18 protein-coding genes are annotated in these 21,191 nt (G+C 72.2%); 8 read left to right on the plus strand and 10 right to left on the minus strand.

The features are described from left to right. Positions 1–275 precede the first annotated feature (275 nt). Positions 276–2,507, minus strand: coding sequence for a helix-turn-helix transcriptional regulator (locus ABT053_RS16355; RefSeq protein ID WP_350969838.1), 2,232 nt, complete (start codon positions 2,505–2,507; stop codon positions 276–278). Between the two features lie 466 nt (positions 2,508–2,973). Between ABT053_RS16355 and ABT053_RS16360 the strand changes: the two genes are divergently transcribed. Further along, the gene (locus ABT053_RS16360) at positions 2,974–4,092 is read left to right on the plus strand and encodes a M12 family metallopeptidase (protein ID WP_350969839.1); all 1,119 of its coding nucleotides are present in this window, start codon (positions 2,974–2,976) and stop codon (positions 4,090–4,092) included. Positions 4,093–4,445: 353 nt separating this feature from the next. Then, the gene (locus ABT053_RS16365) at positions 4,446–4,778 is read left to right on the plus strand and encodes a hypothetical protein (RefSeq protein WP_350969840.1); all 333 of its coding nucleotides are present in this window, start codon (positions 4,446–4,448) and stop codon (positions 4,776–4,778) included. A gap of 111 nt (positions 4,779–4,889) precedes the next feature. On the opposite strand, the gene ABT053_RS16370 is transcribed toward ABT053_RS16365, so the two are convergent. From ABT053_RS16370 to ABT053_RS16400, 7 genes are all read right to left on the minus strand, one after another. Further along, positions 4,890–5,726: an SRPBCC family protein gene (locus tag ABT053_RS16370; RefSeq protein ID WP_350969841.1), complete on the minus strand. Its 837-nt coding sequence runs from the start codon at positions 5,724–5,726 to the stop codon at positions 4,890–4,892. Next, complete coding sequence (locus ABT053_RS16375) at positions 5,719–6,276, minus strand: helix-turn-helix domain-containing protein (protein WP_350969842.1); 558 nt, start codon at positions 6,274–6,276, stop codon at positions 5,719–5,721. The genes ABT053_RS16370 and ABT053_RS16375 overlap by 8 nt, the downstream gene beginning before the upstream one ends. Positions 6,277–6,367: 91 nt before the next feature. Continuing rightward, positions 6,368–7,852: a glycoside hydrolase family 130 protein gene (locus tag ABT053_RS16380; protein WP_350969843.1), complete on the minus strand. Its 1,485-nt coding sequence runs from the start codon at positions 7,850–7,852 to the stop codon at positions 6,368–6,370. Between the two features lie 394 nt (positions 7,853–8,246). Continuing rightward, positions 8,247–9,311 carry a glycosyltransferase gene (locus ABT053_RS16385; RefSeq protein ID WP_350969844.1) on the minus strand — a complete coding sequence of 355 codons (1,065 nt, stop codon included), beginning with the start codon at positions 9,309–9,311 and terminating at the stop codon, positions 8,247–8,249. After that, positions 9,308–10,447 (minus strand): glycosyltransferase, encoded by a 1,140-nt coding sequence (locus ABT053_RS16390; protein WP_350969845.1) that lies wholly within the window; start codon positions 10,445–10,447, stop codon positions 9,308–9,310. The genes ABT053_RS16385 and ABT053_RS16390 overlap by 4 nt, the downstream gene beginning before the upstream one ends. Before the next feature lie 189 nt (positions 10,448–10,636). Further along, positions 10,637–11,659 carry a glycosyltransferase family 4 protein gene (locus ABT053_RS16395; protein WP_350969846.1) on the minus strand — a complete coding sequence of 341 codons (1,023 nt, stop codon included), beginning with the start codon at positions 11,657–11,659 and terminating at the stop codon, positions 10,637–10,639. Between the two features lie 91 nt (positions 11,660–11,750). Beyond that, positions 11,751–12,002, minus strand: coding sequence for a hypothetical protein (locus ABT053_RS16400; protein ID WP_350969847.1), 252 nt, complete (start codon positions 12,000–12,002; stop codon positions 11,751–11,753). 646 nt (positions 12,003–12,648) lie between these two features. Here ABT053_RS16400 and ABT053_RS16405 point away from each other — a divergent pair. The 5 genes from ABT053_RS16405 (at position 12,649) to ABT053_RS16425 (ending at position 18,047) form a co-directional block, all read left to right on the plus strand. Beyond that, entirely contained in the window at positions 12,649–13,836 is a 1,188-nt protein-coding gene (locus ABT053_RS16405) for an esterase-like activity of phytase family protein (protein WP_350969848.1), read from the plus strand. Positions 13,837–14,141: 305 nt separating this feature from the next. Then, a complete protein-coding gene (locus ABT053_RS16410; protein ID WP_350969849.1) occupies positions 14,142–14,915 on the plus strand; it encodes a MerR family transcriptional regulator in 774 nt (257 codons plus the stop codon). A gap of 400 nt (positions 14,916–15,315) precedes the next feature. Next, positions 15,316–15,951, plus strand: a complete 636-nt coding sequence (locus tag ABT053_RS16415; RefSeq protein WP_350969850.1) for a GOLPH3/VPS74 family protein — start codon at positions 15,316–15,318, stop codon at positions 15,949–15,951. A 33-nt stretch (positions 15,952–15,984) separates the two neighbouring features. Next, positions 15,985–17,457, plus strand: coding sequence for an APC family permease (locus tag ABT053_RS16420; protein ID WP_350969851.1), 1,473 nt, complete (start codon positions 15,985–15,987; stop codon positions 17,455–17,457). Beyond that, positions 17,454–18,047, plus strand: coding sequence for a GNAT family N-acetyltransferase (locus tag ABT053_RS16425; RefSeq protein WP_350969852.1), 594 nt, complete (start codon positions 17,454–17,456; stop codon positions 18,045–18,047). Before ABT053_RS16420 ends, ABT053_RS16425 begins: the two co-directional genes overlap by 4 nt. A gap of 57 nt (positions 18,048–18,104) precedes the next feature. On the opposite strand, the gene ABT053_RS16430 is transcribed toward ABT053_RS16425, so the two are convergent. Beyond that, positions 18,105–19,064, minus strand: a complete 960-nt coding sequence (locus ABT053_RS16430) for an anti-sigma factor RsbA family regulatory protein (protein ID WP_350969853.1) — start codon at positions 19,062–19,064, stop codon at positions 18,105–18,107. Beyond that, the gene (locus tag ABT053_RS16435) at positions 19,061–19,942 is read right to left on the minus strand and encodes an MEDS domain-containing protein (protein ID WP_350969854.1); all 882 of its coding nucleotides are present in this window, start codon (positions 19,940–19,942) and stop codon (positions 19,061–19,063) included. The genes ABT053_RS16430 and ABT053_RS16435 overlap by 4 nt, the downstream gene beginning before the upstream one ends. 262 nt (positions 19,943–20,204) lie before the next feature. Here ABT053_RS16435 and ABT053_RS16440 point away from each other — a divergent pair, with 262 nt between their 5' ends. Further along, a complete protein-coding gene (locus tag ABT053_RS16440) occupies positions 20,205–20,576 on the plus strand; it encodes an STAS domain-containing protein (RefSeq protein ID WP_350969855.1) in 372 nt (123 codons plus the stop codon). Positions 20,577–21,191 lie beyond the last annotated feature (615 nt).

The raw sequence follows: 21,191 nt of genomic DNA on the forward strand, positions 1-21,191 counted from the left end.
GGCGGTCCGTTACTCGGCCGGTCGGAGCCTTTGCGGTCGGGTGCGTTCGGGTGCGGTCGGGTGCGGTCCGGCGTTCCTGGCGTGGCGGAGCCCGACGCCCACGGCCGGGTGGAGTCCGGCCCCCGGACGGTCGGACCGTCCGGGGTGCCCGGTCGGACCGTCCGGCGCGCAGGGTCGGATCGGTCGTAATGCCCGGCCGGGTCGTCCGGAGCACCCGGCCGGGCACTCCGGCGCGCCGGGTCGGATCGCCCGGGGCGCCCGGCCGGGCCGTCGTGTCAGCCGACGGTGAAGAGCCTCCCCAGGCCGGCGCGGTCGCTGCTGCCGAGCCGCGCGTAGGCGTCGCACAGGTGGTTGGCCACCGTACGGATCGACACGGTGAGCTGCTCGGCGATCTGCCGGTTGGTCAGGCCCGCCGCGGCCAGGCTGACGATCTGCCGCTGGCGCGCGGTGAGTCTCGGCAGCGCGAGGTTGACCAGGGCGGAGCTGCGCGCCCCCTGGCAGGCGCCCGCGAGCGCCGAGGCCCGGTTCCTGGAGGACTGCGAGGCGCGCCGGTCCTCGTGGACGAGGGCCGCGTGCGCGAACGCCTCCGCCGCGTGCAGCGACAGGCCGAGGTCGGCGAGACCCCGCGCCACCTTGTCCAGGGCCTCGCCGTCGCGCCCGGCCAGCGCCCGCGCGTGCCGCGCCAGCAGGGGGGCGAGGTCTCCCTCCGCGCGGTCGGCCAGCTCCCCGAGCCGCTCGACGACCAGCTCGGGGGTCCCAAGCCGCACCACGTCGTGCAGGGCGAACAGGTCGTCGTCGAGCGGGTCGTCCCCGGCGGCACGCAGCGCGGAGCGCAGGGCCCCGTCGAGGTCCCCCTCGGCGGCGAGCGTCCAGGTCCGTGCCCGTTCGGCGGCGAGCTCCCACGACCGCGCGTCCCTCGCGGGCCCCAGCGGTGCGGAGGACGCGGAGGACACCGGGGACGCGGGGGACGCGGAGGACGCGGAGGACGCGGAGGACGCGGAGGACGCGGAGGGGCGTACGCGTGCCCGCGTGTCCCCGCCCGGAGACGGGCCGCGCGACAGGGCCTGCCGTGCCGTCGTCAGGTCGCCGAGGTAGGCGGAGGCGTGCGCGAGCTCGGCCAGGCAGGCGCGGTGGTGGGGGGAGCGGCGCAGCCCCTCGCGGCTCCAGGCGGCGGCCTCACGGGTCTCCCCGCGAAGCCGGGCGACCCGGGCGCGCCGCGCGCAGAACTCCGGCATCGCGGGCTCGTCCCAGCCGGTGTCGTCCTCGGCCATCCGCTCGCCGGTGCCGCGCGGTATCCCCGAGAGCCGTCCCGTGTACGCGCGGTCGGCCAGCTCCTCGCATTCGCCCGCCAGCGCCGTGGCCGTGGCCGAGGCCCGCGAGAGCCGGGGCGCGCCGGACGGCCCGCCCGTTCCCGGACGCCTCGCGGCGGCCCGGAGCACCGGGCCGTGCAGCGGGTGGGCGAGCCGGACCGAGAGCCCGTCGTCCACGACGACCAGCCCCTTCGCCCGCAGGCGTTCGAGGACCCCGAAGGCCGTCCCGGCGTCCGGCACGCCCCGGGCGCCCGGCGCGACGGGTCCCGGGAGCGTTCCAAAGACGGCGGACCCCGAGGGCGTACGGGAGGTGGGCCCCGAGGGCGTACCGGAGCCGCTGGGTCCCGGAAGCGTGCCAGGTGTGGTGGGCCCCGAGGGCGTGCCGGAGGCGGTGGGTCCCGGAAGTGTGCCACGTGTGGTGGGGCCTGGAAGCGTGCTGGAAGTGGTGGATGCCGAGGGGTCGCCGGACATGACGAGTCTCAGCGGCCTGCCGGACGCGATGAGCTCCAGCGCCTCCCGTTCCTCCCCGTCGACGTCGCGGATCGTGTCCTCGACCAGCTCCCTGACGCGCGCCGTCATCGGGGGGGTGCCCCGCCAGGTCCACGTCCCCGACACGTTGCTCAGGTCCCCTCCGGCGTGGACGGCGACGACCAGCTCGCGCAGGAGGCGGAGGTCGCCGCGGCTCGCCCGGTGCAGGCGCCGGACGGTGAGGGTGTCGACGTAACCGCCCACCGCCCGGGACAGTAGTTCGCCGCACTCACCCTCCGTCATGGGGGCCAGCGCCACGCGGGGCAGGAGGTTCTCCCTCCAGAGCCTGGAGACGTCCTCCGGCACGGGTACGCCCTCCCTGACCGTGACGAGCAGGCGGGTACGCCCCCTGAGCGCCAGGCGGTGGACGAGCGCGGCCGAGGAGTCGTCGAGGAGGTGGGCGTCGTCCACGACGAGCACGCGCACCCCCTCCAGTGCCTCGACCGGGTCGGGCGGGCAGAGAAGTCCCGAGGGGCGAGGGGAGGATCCCGTGAGGGACGGGGAGCCGGGGTGCCTCGCGGCGTCCCGGCCGGTGGGGAGCCCCGCGCGGCGCGGGGGGCGGAACAGGAGATGGGCGAAGGCGGCGAGCGGGACGTCCATGGTCCTCGCCGTCCCCACGACCCGCGCGTGCACCGGCCCGGTCAGCGGCCCGGTCAGCGGCCTGGTCACCGGCCCGGCTGTCGGCCCGGTCAGCGGCCCGGCCGTCGATCCAGTCGTCGATCCAGTCGTCGGTCCGGTCACGGCCTCGGTCGCAGGCCTGGTCGCGGGCCTGGTCACAGTCTCGGTTACGGGCCTGGTCACAGTTTCGGTCGCGGGCCTGGTCGCGGGCCCGGTCACAGTCTCGGTCACGGTATCGAGAACGGATATGGCCTCGGCGGCCAGGCGGCTCCTGCCGCTTCCCGCCGCGCCGGTCACGACGACGCCCCGGCGGCCGGCCGCCAGGTTCCGCCGTACGCGATCGAGTTCCTCAGTCCTGGCCGTGAACGGCCAGGGGGACCTTGGGTTTCTCACAGCGGTATGAGCCGGGCCGCCCGCCCGTGATACACGTGAAGTTGAGTAGGCCCTACTCATGCGCGCCCGGCGTTCCGTCCCCACTCTCGTGGCATGTGGACACGGTTTCCTTGATCTCCTCACCATGCCCGCGGGCGAGGGCCGCCACCTCGCGGGGATCTCGATGAGGGCGGGCGACGGCGAGCGCGTGCGGCACTGCTCGCTCCCGCCGCACCCCGCCTACGCGCCGCCTGACGGGCTTGAGGGGAGGCGGCGCGCGGCCCTGCTCTCGGGGCGGCGGGCGTGGCTGAACGGCACGGTCCTGCACTACTGCTTCCTGGACGAGGAGCACGACCTCCCGGACGGGGAGCGCGACGACGGGGAGCGTGACGGCGGGCAGCGCGACGCCGTGCGCCGGGGTTTCCAGGAGTGGAAGGACCTCGGTATCGGGCTGGGGTTCGCCGAGGTCGCCGACCGTACCGAGGCCGAGGTGCGGATCGGGTTCCGCCGGGACGCCGGATCGTGGTCGGCCGTGGGACGCGACGCGCTCCGCGTCGGGACCGCCTCCCGCACGGTGAACTTCGGCTGGGACCTCACCGGGGCCTCCGGCCGGGGCGCCGTGCTGCACCAGATCGGCCACGTCATCGGCATGGTCCACGAGCATCAGAGCCCGTACTCGGGCATCCTCTGGGACGAGGAGGCCGTCTACGAGGACTTCGCGGGACCGCCGAACCTCTGGCCGAGGTCGCGGACGTTCCACAACGTCATCCGCAGGCTCGACGAGAGCGAGGCGAACGGCCCCGTGTGGGATCCGCTGTCCGTGATGGGATACCGGTTCGGGCCGGGGCTCATCCTGGAACCCTCGTGCCACCGGGCGGGGATCATGCCGCCGGGCACTGTCTCCGGGCCCGACGCCGCGTTCGCCCGCCGTTGGTACCCGCCCCCGGGTGACGGGCCGCCGCCCGAGCTGCGGCCGTTCCGTTCCGCCCCGCTCGGCACCGGGGCGGGGGAGCAGCGCGACTTCGTGATCGCACCTCGCGCCACCCGTGACTACACCGTCGGGGTCTTCGGCGAGTGTGACGCGGTGCTGGTGCTGTTCGAGGAGGTCGGCGGTGACCCGCGCTACCTGGCGGGCGACGACGACGGCGGGCGCCCGCGCAACGCCTCCTTGCGCGTCCACCTGCTCAGGGACCGCCGCTACGTCCTCCGCGCGCGGGTCCACTCCTGCTGGGGGCCGGGCCAGGCCGCCGTCATGTGCTGGTGAGCGCCGGGCGCACGGGAACTGTCGTACGCGTGGTGCAGGGTCGTCGGCGCCGGTGACGTGCCGGTGAGCCGGTGAGCCGGCGACGTGCCGGTGGGGCGGCGGCACGGAGGCGACCATGGCGATCAGGTTTCGGGTGACCCTCGATCCCGAGGGAAACGAGTTCCGCGTCAGCTAACTGTTTCGGCGTTTCCGCAGCTCGTTCTTCCGGAATGGGAAAGGCGGGCTGTATTCGCGCGTCGCCCTTCGAATGAATGGTTTTCCCCACATATTCCCGGGCAGGTGGCCGACGGCCGGAAAAGACGGGTTCCGTCCGTGGGCGACGGGAATTGGGGGCGATCCTGATGAGCGAGGACATGATTCTGCCGGTGCTTAGCTGGGCCCTTCTCGCGGTCGGATGCGTGATGATCGCGCAGAGCGTTTACGCGCTGGTGACGGGCCGGTTTCCTCCCCTGTACTCCAAGGGGGACCCGGCGTCGCCGCTGAGGCCGCACGCGTGGACGACGCTGTTCCTCGCGCTCGCCATCGTCGCGACGGCGTTGCCACGGGTGCTGGACTGGTCGGACGAATGGCTGATCGCCTCCATCGTGCTCGCCTCCCTCTTCCTGGCGGGGGTGTTCGTCATGAGGGCGAGGGCGAAGAAGGCGGCGAGTCCCACGGAGTCGCGTGACATCGACCCGGTCCCGTGACCGCGACCGCTCGACGGGGCTCGGTGAGCGCGGGGCGTGACCGGCGTCCCGCCGATCCCGCCCCGCGCGGTCAGCCGCCTGCCGTCGTCCCCTCCGGGCGGCCGGGCGCGCTCACGTCAGCCAGATCGAGCGCCAGTCGCTCAGCTCGTGGAAGCGGCGCAGCTCCGCGAGGCCGCTGAGCCAGCCCATCCAGCCCGCGTACGGAGGGTTGTCCGGGTCGAAACCGCTCTCCACGAAGGTGAGCCGCGTCGCGCCGCCCGAACCCTCCAGCTCCCAGCTGGAGACGCCGAGACCCGGCCACTCCAGGGAGAGGCTGCGGCCGGGCTCCAGCGCGACGACCTTCGCGGGCGTGTCGTTGGCCTCGAAGCCGCCCATCGCGAACCGCCCTCCGACGTACGGCTCGATGTCGATCTTGTAGCCGAACCACCGGCTGAACTGCTCCGCGTCGACGAGCGAGTCGAAGACCGCCTGCGGCGAGCCGCCGACGACGATCTCCTCCCGCATGACCGGGGAGGTGAAGTCCGCCTTCGGCGTGAGCCGGCGGCCCTCCAGGTGGTCGACCAGGTTCGCGATCGACAGGCACCAGAACGTCTGCGTGGTCCCCAGGACACCCTGGTCGGCCAGCGCGGCCTCCCGGTCGAAGTGGGTCTGCGTCAGCGACACGACGGTCGACTCCGCGCTCTCCTCCTCCAGGGTGATCTCGACGGTCGTCTCCTCGCCGCCGAGCAGCCACGCGAAGCGCAGCGTGTGGTCGTCGACGTGCAGCGGGCGCTGGTGGGGGGCGTCCCCCTCGGGGGTGTGGCGTCCCCAGAACGCGTACCGGTGCGGCAGCTCGACCTCGGCGTGCTCGGCCAGCCAGGCGCGCAGCTCGCCCGGGTCGGTCAGAGCGTGGTGGACCGCCTTGAGCGGTGCGGTCACGCGTGCGCGCAGCTTCATCGGGTCACTCACGGGGTTCTCCCTTGGGATAGCAGGCGACGGCGATCTTGAAGGCGTCCCCTTCGGCGCCGCCGTAACGGGTGAAAAGATCTTGTAGTGCCGCCTGGAGGTCGTTCAGGAACTCTTGGCGGCGCTCGGGAAGCATGCGGATCTCGCCGGACACGCCGACGGACGGCAGCTCCGGCGCGGTCCGGTCGAGGGCGCCGATGTCGGCCTGGACCTCCTCCATGAGGTCCAGCAGGTAGCCCAGGCCCAGCTCGTCGCGGGTCGTGCGCAGGCCGATCCGGCCGACGAGGCGGGGTGAGAGCCAGTAGGAACGGGCGCTCGCCTGGTAGACGCCCTCGTGGATGCCGCGCACCCTGCGCTCGGTCACCTGGGTCACCAGGCCCGCCTCCGCCAGGCGTTTGACGTGGTAGTAGACCCGCTGCGGGGTCTGGTCGAGCAGGGCCGCCACCTCGGTGCACGATCGCGGCTCGGCGAGTTGCCGCAGCACCTCGATGCGCTGCGGCTTGAGCAGGGCCTCGGCCTGCTCGATCTGCTCCAGGTACAGGACGTCTCTCATCGCAAAATCAATCTTGTACGTAAAATTATTTTTTGTCAATGGACGGCGCCGGGCTCGCAGGCCACCGGTCAGGAGAGGGGCGGTGCGGGGCTCACCTGTCTTCCGGAGGCGGCCGCATCGCCCCCAGAAGGACGTCGAGGGTCACGCGGGCGAATCCGATCCGGGCGTCGCTCGCCCCGTACGGCAGCCACAGGGCACCCGCGTGCAGCAGGCCGCCGCAGGAGTACACGACGTTGGGCACGTACCCCTCCCGCTCGGTGTCGCCGGGGGTGAGGAGCGTGCCCGGCAGCTCGGCGACGACGCGGTGCGGCTCGTCCAGGTCGAGCAGCAGCGCGCCGATGGCGTAGCGGCGCATCGGGCCGACGCCGTGGGTCAGGACGAGCCAGCCGGACCCGGTCTCCAGGGGGGATCCGCAGTTGCCGACCTGGATCAGCTCCCAGCCGCTGCGGGGGGTGTGCAGCGGCACCGGCCGCTGCCACCTGCTGTCGTCGCCGAGGGTGGTCAGGCCGATGGTCTCGCCGTCGGAGCGGCACAGCGCGAGCCGCCGCCCGCCCACCGGGCGCGGGAACAGCGCCATCCCCTTGTTGGTGGCGGCGGGCCCGCGCAGCGGGGTGATCTCGAAGGTGCGCAGGTCGTCGCTGGCGAGCATGCGCGAGCGGATGTGCCGCCCGTCGTAGGCGGTGTAGGTGGCGCGGTACGAGGGCCTGCCGTCCTCGTCGACGATCCTCACGAAACGGGCGTCCTCCATCCCGTTGCTCTCGGCCGGGGTGGCGGGCCAGAGCACCCGCCGCTCGATCGGGACGTCGGCGGGGAAGGTCACGGCGTAGTCGGCGGTGGTCGCCCGGCGCAACTCCTCCACGATGCCGTGCGTGGTGGTACGGGTGAGCAGGTCGGCGGGGAGACGGGCGACCGCCCGCTCGAAGTCGTCGTCGTCGAAGAGCTCGGGCAGCGAGCCCAGCACGGTCACGGAGACCTCGTCGTCCCGGCCCTCGTCGGTGAGCGCGGCGGCGAGCAGGTCGCGCCGGTGGGGGACGGCGTGCCGGGGACCGGTGGTCAGCGGCCCCGAGCGACCGGCGACGACGAGCTCGTCGCCGGGACCGAGCACCGCCGTGGCGAAGCCGATGGACGACAGGTGGCCCTCGCCGATCTGCCGCGTGCTGATCACCACGCGCAGCTGTTCCGGGCCCAGGCCGGACTGGTCGGGGTGGGCGACCATCGAGGGGTTGCACAGCGCGGCGCCCTCGACCGCGTACTCGTGGCTGAAGTAGGCGCCGACCAGGAGGCGGGCCGCCGGTCGCAGGTCGATATGGCTCGGGACCCGGTAGCGGACCAGGTCGTAGTGGTGCAGGAAGGTCGTCGCGAGATCGGGGTGCCGGTCGCCGAACCCCCGCAGCGTCTCCTCCAGGAGCGCGGCGGTCTCGTCGTGGCCGAGAAGCGTGATGCGGTCGATCAGGGCGGCGGCCCTGCTGCGCGCCAGGGCGGCGTCCTCACCGGGCACGAAGAGCTTGATGATCACTCTTCGCGGGTCGGGGGCGAGGGTCTGGCCGAGCCGGACGGCCAGGTCCCGAACGGTCATGACACCTCACCGGGGGGTCTCGGGGGCAGGACATGCTCCTCTGCGGGGGAGGCGGCAGGGAGACCGCGTTTTTCGGAAGCGGCCGGGACGCGGCACCGTCCGGGTGAGACGGCGGGGAGACCGCGTTTTCCGGAAGCGGCCGGGACACGGCCCCCTGCGGGGGAGGCGGCGGGGAAGCCACGTCTTCTGGAGGCGGCCGGGACGTCGTACCCCACGAGGAGATCCGCGAGATCCGCGAGATCCGCGAGATCCGCGAGATCCGCGAGGCCCGCCGGGGCGCGGCGGTCTCCGGGGGGCGCGGCCGGGGCGCGACGCCGGGTGAGGGTCGCGCCATATCCCGTCATGACACCCATGACATCACCCCGCCGGTCCCGTGACCAGGCCGGGACGCCCCTCAGACGTCCTCACTCCGCTCGCCCGCCAGGTGCTCGGCGTGCTGCAGGGTGGAGATGAGCGCGAGGGTCGACTCCGCGCCCTGGTTCAGGTTGGGCCCGTACAGGGTGAGGCCGTCGTAGCCGCCGCCGGTCGCGGTGTCCCACATCGCCGCTCCCCGGTCGTTGGCGCCCTGGAACCACGCCGACGCCCGCCGTACCCCCACCCGCCAGGAGGGGTCGCCGGTGACGGCCCACGCCGTGGCGCAGGCGTCGGCGAGCGCGGCGACCTCGATCGGCTGCTGGTCGTAGCGGTCCCGCGGCCCGTGCCGCCGCCAGCCGGCGACGGGCACGACCGACAGCCGCCCGTCCCTGGTCTGGATCTCGTGGAGCCAGGCCAGCATCCGCAGGCCGTCGGCGAGCGTCGCGCCGTCGCCCCCGAGGTGGCCCGCCGAGATGAGCACCTCGGCGAGGGCGGCGTTGGCGTACGTCAGCTCGGGCTGCGGCCACGGCCAGCCGGGGTCGGCGGAGGGGACGCCGACGGCGAGGGCGGCGTCCGCGAGCAGGTCCGCGGCCGGGGCGTTGCCCGGCAGGACGCGCAGGACCTCCGCCGCGCCGAGCCCGGCGAACACCATCGCGCGCGGGTGCGTGGACCGCCTGGTGGCGCCGACGGCGAAGGAGATCAGGGCCTCGTCGCGGATCCACGGGGCGGGGTTGCGGGCCGCCGCGGTGCCCAGGCCCCACAGCGCCCGGCCCCACCAGTCTCCGAGACCGGGCTCGTCGGTCCAGCGCCGGTCGTGGGAGAGCCGGTTGTGGAACGCGCCCGAGCCGTCCTGCGCGTGCGTGAGGAAGGCCAGGTAGCACTCGGCGAGCCGCCGCACCTCGGGGGCCGGGGCCGGTTCGCGGCTGGTGACGACGAGCCCGCGGGCGACGTCGTCGGTGCAGTAGCCGTGCTGGCGGCGGACGACGGCGTGCCTGGCGTGTTCGAACAGGCCGGTGTCGTCGCTCAGCCGCTCCAGGTGCCGGAAGCCGGGGGTGGCGGGGGCGACCGTGGGGGACGCGTGGGGGGCGGGGGTTGTGGAGGTCACGGCAGGGCCACCGCCACGGCCGCCGGACGTCCGGTGAGCAGCCCTCGGGCGAGCTCCTCGTAGCGCGCCGCCACGGCGGGCCACAGCAGGGTCGGGACCAGGGCGTGGGTGCGGTTCCTGAGGTCCTCGGCCAGGCCGGGCTCGGTGAGGATCCGGCGCACGGCAGAGGCGAGCGCCGCGGGGTCCTCGTGCGGTACGAGCAGGCCGGGCCCGCCGGTGAGCAGCTCCACGGCGTGCGGGAAGGACGTGGCGACGACCGGCACCCCGGCGGCCACCGCCTCGATCAGGACACCGGAGGTCACCTGCTCGTGCGAGTCGTACGGCAGCACGACCACGTCGGCCGAGCGGATCAGCCGGATCAGCGAGGCCTGGTCGCGGTAGACCGGGTCGTACCGCACGGAGGCGGCCACGCCGAGCCGCTCACCCATCCGCCGCAGCCCGTCGCGGTAGGCCTCCCCGTGGTGTTCGAGCACCTTGGGGTGGGTCTTGCCCGCGATCGTGTACGTGGGCGAGGGAGACAGGTCCCCCAGCCGGGCGAGCGCCCGCAACGCCCACTCGATGCCCTTGCCGGGGCCGATCAGCCCCCAGGTGAGCAGGTGCGGCCGCAGGCGGCGCTGGGCCGGGACGCGCATGTGGTCGGCGGCCCCGTGCGGGATGACGAACACCTTGCCCGCGTCGACGTGGTAGCCCGAGAGCAGCCGGTCGCGGGCGGTGCCGGTCATGGTGACCACCGCGCCCGCGGCCTCCACGATCTGCTCCAGCAGCCTTCGCTGCCGGGGGGTCGGCCGGGTCAGCACGGTGTGCAGGACCACGATGCTGGGCACCATGAGGTGCCGCAACAGCGGCAGGACGTCCTGGCCGTCCGTGCCGGGATAGATGCCGTACTCGTGCTGGACCACCGCGACGTCGAACCGCTCCAGGGCGGAGGCCGCGGCCTTCCAGCTCTCGTGCCCGCCGGGGGCCCAGGTGTGCACGACCCCGGGCCCGGGGCGCTCGTCGTCGGCGTCCGTGGTGACACGGACGATCCCGCCGCGGGCGCCACCCTCGGTGAGGTGGGCGGCCAGGGCGGAGTTGAAGGTCGCCAGCCCGCACTGTGTGGGCGGGTGGGTGCTGAGAAATCCGTATGTACAGGCCACTGCCAAGCCTTCCGGTCATCGGCCGCCCCGTCTCACGGGTGCGGACCTCACGCGGTGAAGACGTCCATCGGCCAGCGTGGTGGCGGATGGAGCTGAAGCCTGACGCCGGGGGCCGTCCTCGTCGGGGCCCGGCTGCCGCGACCCCGCAGAGGATCGCGGGGGCTACGTCACTCCGACAGTATCAGGGGATTACGCTCGGTCCACTATGTCGCGGTAGATGCGTAAATAATTGGTCACCATTTTTTCCACGCCGAATCTGCGTTCGGCCTGGGCACGGCAACCCGCCCGGTCGATCTCGCCGACGCGGGAAACCGCGGTGACGGCCTCCTCGACGGTGTCCACCAGGAAGCCCGTCACGCCGGGGTCCACGACCTCGGCCATCGACCCGCGCCGGTAGGCGACCACGGGGGTGCCGCAGGCCATCGACTCGACCACCGACAGGCCGAAGGGCTCGTCGAACGCGATGGGATGCAGCAGGGCCGCGCTCCCGCCGAGGATCTCGGCACGCCGTTCCGGGCCGACCGAGCCGAGGAACCTGACCCGCTCGCCGTCGACGTGCGGGGCGACCAGTTCCTCGAAGTACCGCTGGTCCTGGACGATCCCGCAGACGGTCAGCGGCAGCCCGGCCCGCCGCGCGATCTCGATCGCCGTGTGGGTCCCCTTGTCGGGGTGGACCCGCCCGAAGACGACCAGCCCCCGGCCGCCCCGGGGGTCGAAGGGCAGGAGCCCGAGGTCGATGCCGTGGTGAACCGTGGCGACGTAGTCGAGCTCGGAGGAGCGGTCGGCGTCGGAGATGGAGACGTAGGCCGACCGGGCACGGGCGTACGCGGGCAGGATCCCCGCCCCGGAGAACCCGTGGACCGTGGTGAGCAGCGGGGCGCGGCAGTGGCCCGCGAAGGCGAGGGGCAGCCAGTCGAGGTGGCTGTGCACGAGGTCGAACTCGGCGGAACGCCCCAGCGCGTGCGCGACGTGCATCGCCTCCCACACCCGCCCGTCGAGGGACGGATCCTCGGCGTACCCGGTGGGGCAGACCCCGTCGAGCGTCCCGGAGGTGATCGAGTCGAGGGTGGCGAAGAGCGTCACGTCGACGCCCCTGGCGGTCAGTCCCTCGGCGAGCAGGCTGGTGACCTGCTCCCACGGCCCGTAGTGGCGCGGCGGCGTACGCCAGGCGACCGGTCCCAGCAGGGCCACCTTCAGCGGGGCCGCTTCCACCGGAGCCGCCTCGGGCGCGGCACCTCCCGGCGAAACCGCCTTCACCGGTCACCGGACCCGGGGCGTCCCCGTCTCCGGCCCTCCCGAGACCTCACAGATTCACTCCTCTGCCGGACTGGTAAGGACAGAGCCAGGCAAAAACTACGCTGTCGAAATTCACCAGCATGGTGTGAGGTGTCCGACCGGCCGTCTCGGTGACCTGGAGCCTGACCACCGACCCGTCCCGCATCCAGCCCGCCACCTCGTCCTCGGTGGGCTCGTGCCCGTGCAGGCGCAGCATCAGGTCGTGTGGCTGCCCGGCTATTCGCAGGTGCAACTCGCACGCGGGCTCGGTATCCGCCATGTTTCGCCGTCCAGATGTCCATATGCGTAGACCCGGCGGAGTTGTCGGCGTCTCATCGAGCGTACTCCTCGCACCGGAAACCACCCCGGCCGGGCGAACGCCCCCCACAATCCCTGATTCCCCGGCCCGGCCGGACCTGAGCCGGACCTGAACCGGATCTGCGCCGGACCTGAGCCGAACCCGAGCCGGATCTGCGCCGGACCCGAGCCGGATCTGCGCCGGACCCGAGCCGAATCTGAACCGAACCTGCGCCGAACCCGAGCCGGACCTGTGGCGAATCCCGGCCGGATCCCCGCCAGACCCCCGCCAGACCCCCGCCAGACCCCTGCCGGATCCCCGCCGAATGCGTGCCGGATCCGTGCCGGACACGGCGTCGCGGGCGCCGCCGGATATCCCCGCGCGCCCGCGTTCGGGGGTGCGAGCCGCCCGTACGGCGCTGTCCCCGGCGTCCCCGCCCGCGTGATTTGAAATGGCTTGCCCTGATCGTCGAGTTAGTAATTGAAATGCATGACAAATGGTTTTTCTGTCCTGTCACTGAGCGGCCAATGGGCATTGAATTGTTGATTCTCGTGGAAATTTTCCGCAATCCGCGGTCTCATATTCCAGCCAGTTCTTTCGGGATCATTACTGGAAAGAGGAGAGTCATATGACCAATTCGCGAAGAATAACGGCACTCGCGGCCGCGCTCGCGACGGCGGTCAGCCTCGGGGCGGCCGGTGCGCAGGCGTCGGCGAAGGCCGCGGAGTCCTCGGTGGTGGCCGCGCCTCCGGCGCAGGGGCTGCGGATCACCCGCTTCCTCGGCGAGCAGCGCCTGCCGCACAGGATGCGGTTCCGGGGGACGACCGTGGGCGGCTTCTCGGGTTTCGACCGTGACCCCCGCACCGGCACCTGGTACCTCATATCCGACGACCGGTGGCGCTACAACCCGGCCCGCTTCTACACCGGCCGCCTCGACATCCACCCGGTCACCGGCGCGTTCACCGGGGTGAACCTCACCGGCGTCACCACCCTGCGGCGCCCCGGCGGGAGCCCCTACCCGGCCTACGGCCAGCCCAGGTCGGCCGATCCCGAGTCGATCCGCTACGACCGGTGGAGCCGCAGGCTGCTGTGGGCCAACGAGGGTGATCGGCCCGACACGGCGAACCCCAACATCCCGGTGTCCGACCTCTCCGTCCGCTGGACCAACGGCGAGGGCCGCCACCTCGGGGAGCTGCCCGTTCCCCGCAACCTGAAGATGACCGCCACCACCAGCGGTCCCCGGCGCAATTTCGGGTTCGAGGGGGTGACCTTCACGCAGCGGAGCATCGCGGCCGTCACGGAGGGCCCGCGGTACGAGGACGGCGCGCCGCCGACCGTGACCCAGGGCGCCACGGCCCGCATCACCGTCTGGGGCCGCGACGGCCGGCCGCGCGGGCAGTACGCCTACCCGATCGACAAGCTCCCGGCGGCGCCGATCCCGGCGAACGGCAAGTCCGACAGCGGGGTCTCGGAGATCCTGGCGATCGACGACAACCGCTACCTCGCCCTGGAGCGCTCCTGGATCGAGGGCGTCAACTACAAGGCCAAGCTGTACGAGATCGACCTGCGCGGTGCCACGAACGTGCTGGACCGCGACAGCCTCACCGCCGGACGCCCGTACCGCCCCGTTTCCAAGCGGCTCGTCACCGACTTCGGCACCGTGCGGCCGCCGCTGCAGAACCTGGAGAGCCTCGCCTGGGGGCCGCGCCTGCGCAACGGCGAATGCACGCTGGTGGTCGGCTCCGACGACAACTTCGACGCCAACGAGGCCACCCAGTTCCTGGCCTTCGCCGCCCGGGGCTGCGACGGCCGTTGAGATAGCACCGGCCGGCCGGTGCCGCCGCCGACCGCGAGGTGAGGGCGGCCCGGCCAGTGAGGAACCTCGGCATGGCCGGGACCCGCGACCCGGGTCCCGGCCGTGTCCGCTGTCCGGCTGTCTCTCTGACCGGGAACCGCCGTCCCGGCCATGTCCGCTGTCCGGCCGCCTCCCCGACCGGAAACCGCCGTCCCGGCCATGTCCGCTGTCCGGCCGTCTCCGGGACCGCGACACCGCCGTCCCGGCCCCGGCCCCCCCTCGACGGGTCCGGCCCCTCCCCCCGTGGGAGCCGTCATGCTGATGGCGTGAACGACGAACACCTGCCGATCGGGCGGTTCGCGCGGCTGTGCCGGATCAGCGTCAAGCGGCTGCGCCACTACGACGAGCTGGGCCTGCTGCCCCCGGCCCACGTCGATCCGGACACCGGCTACCGCTACTACCGGCCCGACCAGGCACGCGCCGCGATGCTGATCGGCCTGCTGCGCTCGCTCGACGTACCCCTTCCCTCGATCGGACGGGTGCTGTCCGGCGAGACGGGCGTGCTCGGCGGCGTGCGCGACCGCATGGAGGCCGATCTCGCGCGCCGCGAGCGCAACGTCGCCGCGCTCGAACGCATCCTGTCCGAGGGCCTGCCCCGGCCGGAGGTGACGGTCGTCCGCGAGCCAGCCCGGCGGGTGGCCGTCGTACGGGACACCGCGCCCGAGGAGCGGATCGGCCCCGTCACCTCGGCGTGCGTGGCCCGGTTGCTCGCGGCGGCGGGCCCGCCGGACGGGCTGCTGGCCGGTCTCTTCCCGCTCGACATGGCGGAGGAGGTGGCCGTGGCCGTCGCGCTGGAGACGTCCGGGGACGTCCCGGGGACCTCTCCGGGCGTCCTTCCCGGTGGCCGGTACGCGTCGGCGACCCATGTCGGGGCGTACGACCAGATCCCCCTCACCGCGCACGCGCTGCTCGCCTGGGTGGGCGAGCGCGGGCACACGCCGCACGGCCCGCTGCGCGAGGTGTACGTCTCCGACCCCGCCACCACGCCGCAGGACCGGCTGGTGACACACCTGATGATCAAACTGGAGGACACCGGGTGACCGGGGGCTCGGCCGCCCTGGCCTGAGCCGCTCCTACCATCCCCGACGGGAACGCGGAAGCCGCCACGGCATTACGCCGGTCCCAAAACACCGGGAATGTCCGTATCAAAGTCATGCGAGGATTCATCGTGATTGGCGGATCTCCGCCGTGGGAGGTCGCCTGACCGGGGTCGTTCCGGCCGCGGGGATCCCTGCCCGGACGCTTCTTGACACTCTCTCCCAGATGGCCAAAAATAAGTAAATTTCTGGATTCGCGGCGATCTTCGGATCTTCGCCGGTATAACCCCATCTTCTGGACCATCTGTCCACTTGTTCGATTCCCGTCGGGTTCGTCTTTTTGGCGCTAGAACTTCGTTCAAATAATGACAAATTTAATGATTTAGCTATACGATCGCCGTTCGTGGTTGGAGTTGATCTTTCAGGAACCCGATTGGCCAACGACCTGTTCTTTGTCATGCATGACAACGCGACCGGCCGGATGAGGCTTCACGCCCGCCTGACCGGTCTGGGACTGGCCGCCGCCGTACTGGGAGAACTGATGCTCGCGGGGCGGATAACCGTGGGGTCGGCGGCGGGGCAGATCCGTCTCGTCGTCCTCGACGCGGCGCCGCCCCAGGACGCGCTCACCCGGACCGCCCTGGGGCACATCGTCGCCGAACCCGCGCACCGTTTCCGTACCTGGCTGCAGTTCCTCGCCCGTACGGCGGTCGCCGACGTGGCGGACCGGATGACCGCGGACGGGCTGCTGCGCCCGCCCGGCCGGCGTCCGTCGCGGCGGCGGACACCGGTCGACGTGAACGTCGCGGGCTGGCCCGTGGGACGCGTCAACCTGGCGATCCAGCGCCGTGAACCACTCAACGTCCAGGACGGCGTCCTGCTGGGGCTGCTCGTCGCGACCGGCGGCGACCAGCTCGTCCTGTGGGAGCAGAACCCGGCGTATCTCTCCGGCACGGTCGCCGCCCTCCCGGCGCCGCTCCAGGAACTGATCGCCCAGACCGAGGCCGCCGTCGGCGACGCCGTCATCACCCGCCGCTGAGCTCACCCCCCTCATCTCCAAGGAGTCCCCCCGATGTCCGTGACAGAGCAGAGAACCGGAGCGGTCTCCGCCGCACTGGCCCAGGACCGCCTTGGCGTGCCCTCCGTGGTCTTCTTCGTCATCTCTGCGGCGGCGCCGCTCACCGTCATCGGCGGCTCGGTGACCGCCGCCTACGCCGCGACCGGCGTGACCGGCGTGCCGCTCGCCTTCATCCTGCTCGGCGCCATCCTGGGCCTGTTCGCCGTCGGCTACGTGACGATGGCCCGTCACGTCGTCAACGCCGGGGCGTTCTACGCGTACACCGCGAAGGGGATCGGCAGGCCGGTGGGGGTGGCGACCGCGTGGGTCGCGTTGCTGGCCTACAACGCGCTCCAGGTGGGGCTCTACGGCATGATCGGCGCGGCCGCCCAGCCGCTGATCGCCGGCTGGTTCGGCGGCTCCCCGCCCTGGTGGGTCATCGGGCTGGTCGCCTGGGTGCTGACCGGGGCGCTCGGCCTCATGCGGGTCGACGTGAACGGGAAGGTCCTGTCGGTCCTGCTGCTGACGGAGATAGCCGTCGTCGTCCTGTTCGACATCGCGGACCTGCTCAACCCGTCGGCCGCGGGGTACAGCCTCGACGTCTTCGACCCGTCGAACCTCTTCGTCCCCGGGATCGGGGCGGTGGTCGCGATCTGCATCGCGTCCTTCGCGGGCTTCGAGTCGTCGGTGGTGTTCTCCGAGGAGACCAAGGACCCCAGGCGCACGGTGCCGATCGCGACCTACGTCGCGCTCGCCGTCATCTCCGGGCTCTACGCCGTCTCGTCCTGGGCGATGACCGTGCCGATCGGCTCGGACAAGATCGTCGAGACCTCGCGCGAGCAGAGCTCGAACCTCCTGTTCAACCTGGCGGGACAGCACTTGGGCTCGACCATCGCCACCATCGGCTCCCTCCTCTTCGTGACGAGCCTCTTCGCCGCGCTGATCGCCTTCCACAACACGATCTCCCGCTACGTCTTCGCCCTCGGCAGGGAGAGGGTCCTGCCCGAGACCTTCGGCCGCACCTCCCCCCGGACCGGCGCCCCGGTCAACGGCTCGGTGGCGCAGAGCGTCATCGGGCTGGCCACGATCGTCGTCTACGCGGTCCTCGGCCTGGACCCGGTCGTCCAGCTGTTCTTCACCGTCGGATCGTTCGGCGGCCTGGGGCTGCTCATGATGCTGGCGGCCACCTCGGTCTCCGTGCTGGTCTTCTTCTCCAAGAACCCCAACGAGGAGAACGCCTGGCGGACCCGGATCGCCCCGGCCATCTCCTCCGTCCTGCTGCTCGTCGTCATCGTGCTCGTCCTGCTCAACTTCGACACCGTGCTCGGCGTCGCCCCCGACTCCCCGCTCCGCTGGATCATGCCCGCCATCTACTTCGTCGCCGCGGGCTTCGGCGTCATGTGGGGACTCGCCCTGCGGCGCAACCGGCCGAAGGTGTACGCCAACATCGGGCTGGGCGCCCAGGCGGCCGTGGGAGGGAACGAATGACCGAGATCATTCGCGTCCGGAACACCCCCGGGGCCGCCGAGACCGTCGGCGCGATCATCGCCACCTCCTTCCACGAGCAGGAGGTCTCGGCCTGGATGATCCCGCCGGACGAGGACCGCCGCCGGGTGATGCCCCCCTTCTTCTCCATGCTCAGCGAGGGCGCCCTCACCCACGGCGAGATCCACGCGACGGCCGACATGTCCGCCGTGGCCGTCTGGTACCACAAGGGCGTCGAGCCGCTTCCCGACGTCCCCGGCCGGGCCGACCGGGTGAAGGCGTTCGCCGGTCCCCACGCGGAGCGCATCGAGCAGATGGGCGAGGAGATGGAGAGGCGCCATCCCCACGAGCCGCACCACTATCTGGCGTTCCTCGCCGTGCTCCCCGGGCACCAGGGGCGGAAGACGGGGACCCGGCTGCTGGAGGAGTACCACCGCGGGCTCGACGAGGCGGGGATCCCCGCGTACCTGGAGGCCAGCAGCACCCGCAGCCGCAGCCTCTATCTGCGGCACGGCTACCGGGACCTCGGCGACCCGCTGGACCTGCCCGGCGGCCCGCCGATGTTCCCGATGTGGCGTTCGCCGAACCCCTGACCCCCGATCGAGGCCCGGCACCCGATCCCGGGAGGCCGGGCCGGGGTCAGGCGCGGGTCAGGCGCGGGTCAGGTGCAGGCGGACCTGGGTGCCGGGCGGGCCGGTGCGGATCTCCACCAGGTCGCAGACCTGGCGGACCACCCACATGCCGTGGCCGCGGGGGCCGGCGAGGTCGGGCGGCAGGTAGCCCGGGAACGGGGTGCCCATGTGCCCGGGGTCGGTGACGTCGCAGCCGATGGCCGGGCCCTCGGTCCACAGCCGGATCTCGCCGTGCCCGCCGCCGTGCTCGACGGCGTTGGTGACGACCTCGTTGACGGCGAGCAGGAGCTTCTCGACCTGCTCGCCCGACAGGCCGGAGGTGACCGCCCACGCGCTCACCCGCCGCCGCATCCGGGACAGGTCGGCGTCGAACCGGACGGTCACCCCGGTCCCGGCGGGCGGCGGAGGCAGGGGACGGTGGTCGGCGGCGTGGGTGAAGGCCGCCGGGTCGCCGTACTCCCGGCTCGCCCGCGAGTCACCGTCGACCAGCAGGTCCGGGTGGGTACGGCGGGCGTCGGCGACGACGCGGCCGGGCAGCGTCCGCGTGTCGTAGGGGCAGACGATCCAGGCCGGGCTGCCGGCGAAGGCGACGTTGAGCATCGCCTCGTAACGCGTCCACTCCGCCTCCTGCCGCTCGTCGCGGCCGTGCCAGACGGGCTCGCCGATGATGCGGATCCGCCGGTGGGCGGGCGAGTAGGTGGTGACGTAGGAGTTGTAGGCGGCCAGCGTCCGGCCGGGCGCGTCGTACCAGCGCCGCGCGTTGACGAACTCCACCCGGTCCGCCGCGTCGCCCAGACCGGCTCTCAGCAGCTCGATGTTGGCCTCGGTGGTCACCGCGAGAACCCTGTCGTCGCGTGCCAGGCCGTCGAGGCAGAAGGGGGTGGTGGCGGAGAGGAAGGCCTGGTCGGTGCCGTACACCAGTGCCTGGTGGATCAGCCCGGACGCCGCGTCGGCGGGCCGGGCGGTGACGCCGCTCATGCGGGGAGGGCCTCCGAGTCGAGTATCAGGCCGGGTGTCCGGTCCCAGCCGACCAGGCGGACGACCTCGCCCAGCATGGGAGCCAGGTTGAGCACCAGGAGGCGCCGTCCTCGCGGGAGACGGGCGGCCGTGTGTGCCAGGTCGCGCAGGCCCGCCACGTCGATGAACTCCAGGCCGGCCATGTCCAAGCGTACGTCCGCGCTCGAATCGGCGTCCAGGATCGTGCGCAGCACCGAGGTGTTCCTGTGGTCGACGGTGCCGATCACCCGCAGCACCCGGGCGCCGGCGGCGTCGAAGGACGGGACGACCCGGAGCTGGCCGTCGTGGAACAGGGCGTTCATCCGCACGTCGTCCGGGTGGCTGCCGGTCAGGGCGTCGAGCCGGCCGGCGGGGAACAGGCGCGTGTCGTACTGGCAGATCGCCGCCGACAGCCCCTCGGCGAACAGGGCGGTGACGCGGCGTTCGTACTGTTCGAGCTGTTCGGCGCCCGGTACGTCGCGAAGGGCCCAGCTCATCTCCCCGCTGACCCGGAACCCGGTGAACCCCGCCTCCAGGCTAGCCTCGATCTCGCGCCGTAGCGCGGTGATCATCTCGTCGGCGTCGAACCGGCCCGAGGCGAGGTAGCCGTCGTCGCTGGAGACGATGTCGAGCCCGCCCGTCCGCATCGCCGAGGTCACGTCGATCCCGGCGTCCTCCAGCCAGTGACGTACCCGGCCGGACGCCGGGCCGTCGGTGAAGTACACCACCCTCTCCCGGCGTTCCAGGCCCGCGGAGACGAAGGCGGAGACCACCTCGCGCTGCTCGTCCTCGTGCGAGAACGCCAGGCACAGGTGATCGCCCAGCTTCACGTCCTTGACATGGCGCATCACGTCACCCATCACGAGCTCTTCGAGGAAAGGGGATATTTCGGATATTTCGTAGTACGTGCCAGGTAAGCCTATACAGCCCGTCCCCGCCCGGAGCGGGCCCGTCGCCGCCGAGACGGCCCCGTCCACCGTCGCGTCCACCGTCGCGTCCGCCGTCACGTCCGGGAACGATTCCGAAGGCGGTTCCGCGTTTGGTCCGCCGAAAGCCGCATTGCCGCCCGTTATCGGGGTATCGCGGGGGTCCGCCATCGGTACGCGGCCAGGGAGGGCTGAGGTGGATCGTCACAAGCAGGCGTTGTGGGTGCGGGTGACCCATCGCGGGCACTGCAGCGTGCTGGAGGTGGGCGGGCACCTGGACTTCATCACCGCTCCCACGCTCACCAGGCACGTCAACGAGGTCTGGGAGCTGAGCGCCGGTCCCCGCCTGGTGCTGGAGCTGTCGCAGCTGACCTTCTACGACTCCACCGCGCTGGGGATCCTGGCCAACACCCGGCAGCGCATCCAGGACACCGCCACCGGACGGCTCCTGTTCGCGGGCGTCCCGGACGGCCTGCGGCATCTGCTGCGCCGCACCGGCCTGCTGCCCCGCTTCGAGCTGCGCGACGACACCGAGGAGGCCGTCACCGAGCTGCTCCCCTCGGAGTGACGCACCACTCCTACTCTCACGAGGACGGAAAACCTGTAGTCGCCGGTGTAGACATTCGTGTGGAGCGGGGGTATGGTTTCTGACATCGCAAGGAACGGATCCACGAGGGCGACGCAGGACTCAGGCATCACGACGAGTCGCCCGGACGAGCGTGGACAGTGGAAGACGACGTGGAAAGACGGCAGAAGGTCGGACGTGCCAGGGCCGAGCAGGTGAAGGGTCCCGGCCGTGGACGCGCTGCCACAGCGGTAACGGTGAAAGAAGTGCGACGTCGGACGTGCCAGGGCCAGCGCAGTCGAAAAGGTCCCGGCCGTGGACGCGCGGCATGGCAGATGAGGTCGAAGAAGTACGCATAGCGAAGGGAGTGTTGAACGCCATCAGGATCGCCCGTCGCCGGCTGATGTTCCGCCGCACGGGTACCGCAGTCCCACGGATTGGAAGGTGGTCTACGGTCACGCATACGCGATCCCCGCATCCCCGTCCCATCGGACGGCCGGTGCGGAAGAAACGGATCGGCCCCCAGGGCCGATAGATGGTGTTGAACCTCGTGGGCCCCGGCGCTTCAAGGCGCCGGGGCCCCTGTCGGCATTACAGGAAGGTTGTATGGATCAAGCA

It is taken from the genome of Streptosporangium sp. NPDC002524, from assembly GCF_040295985.1.
Lineage (GTDB): Bacteria > Actinomycetota > Actinomycetes > Streptosporangiales > Streptosporangiaceae > Streptosporangium.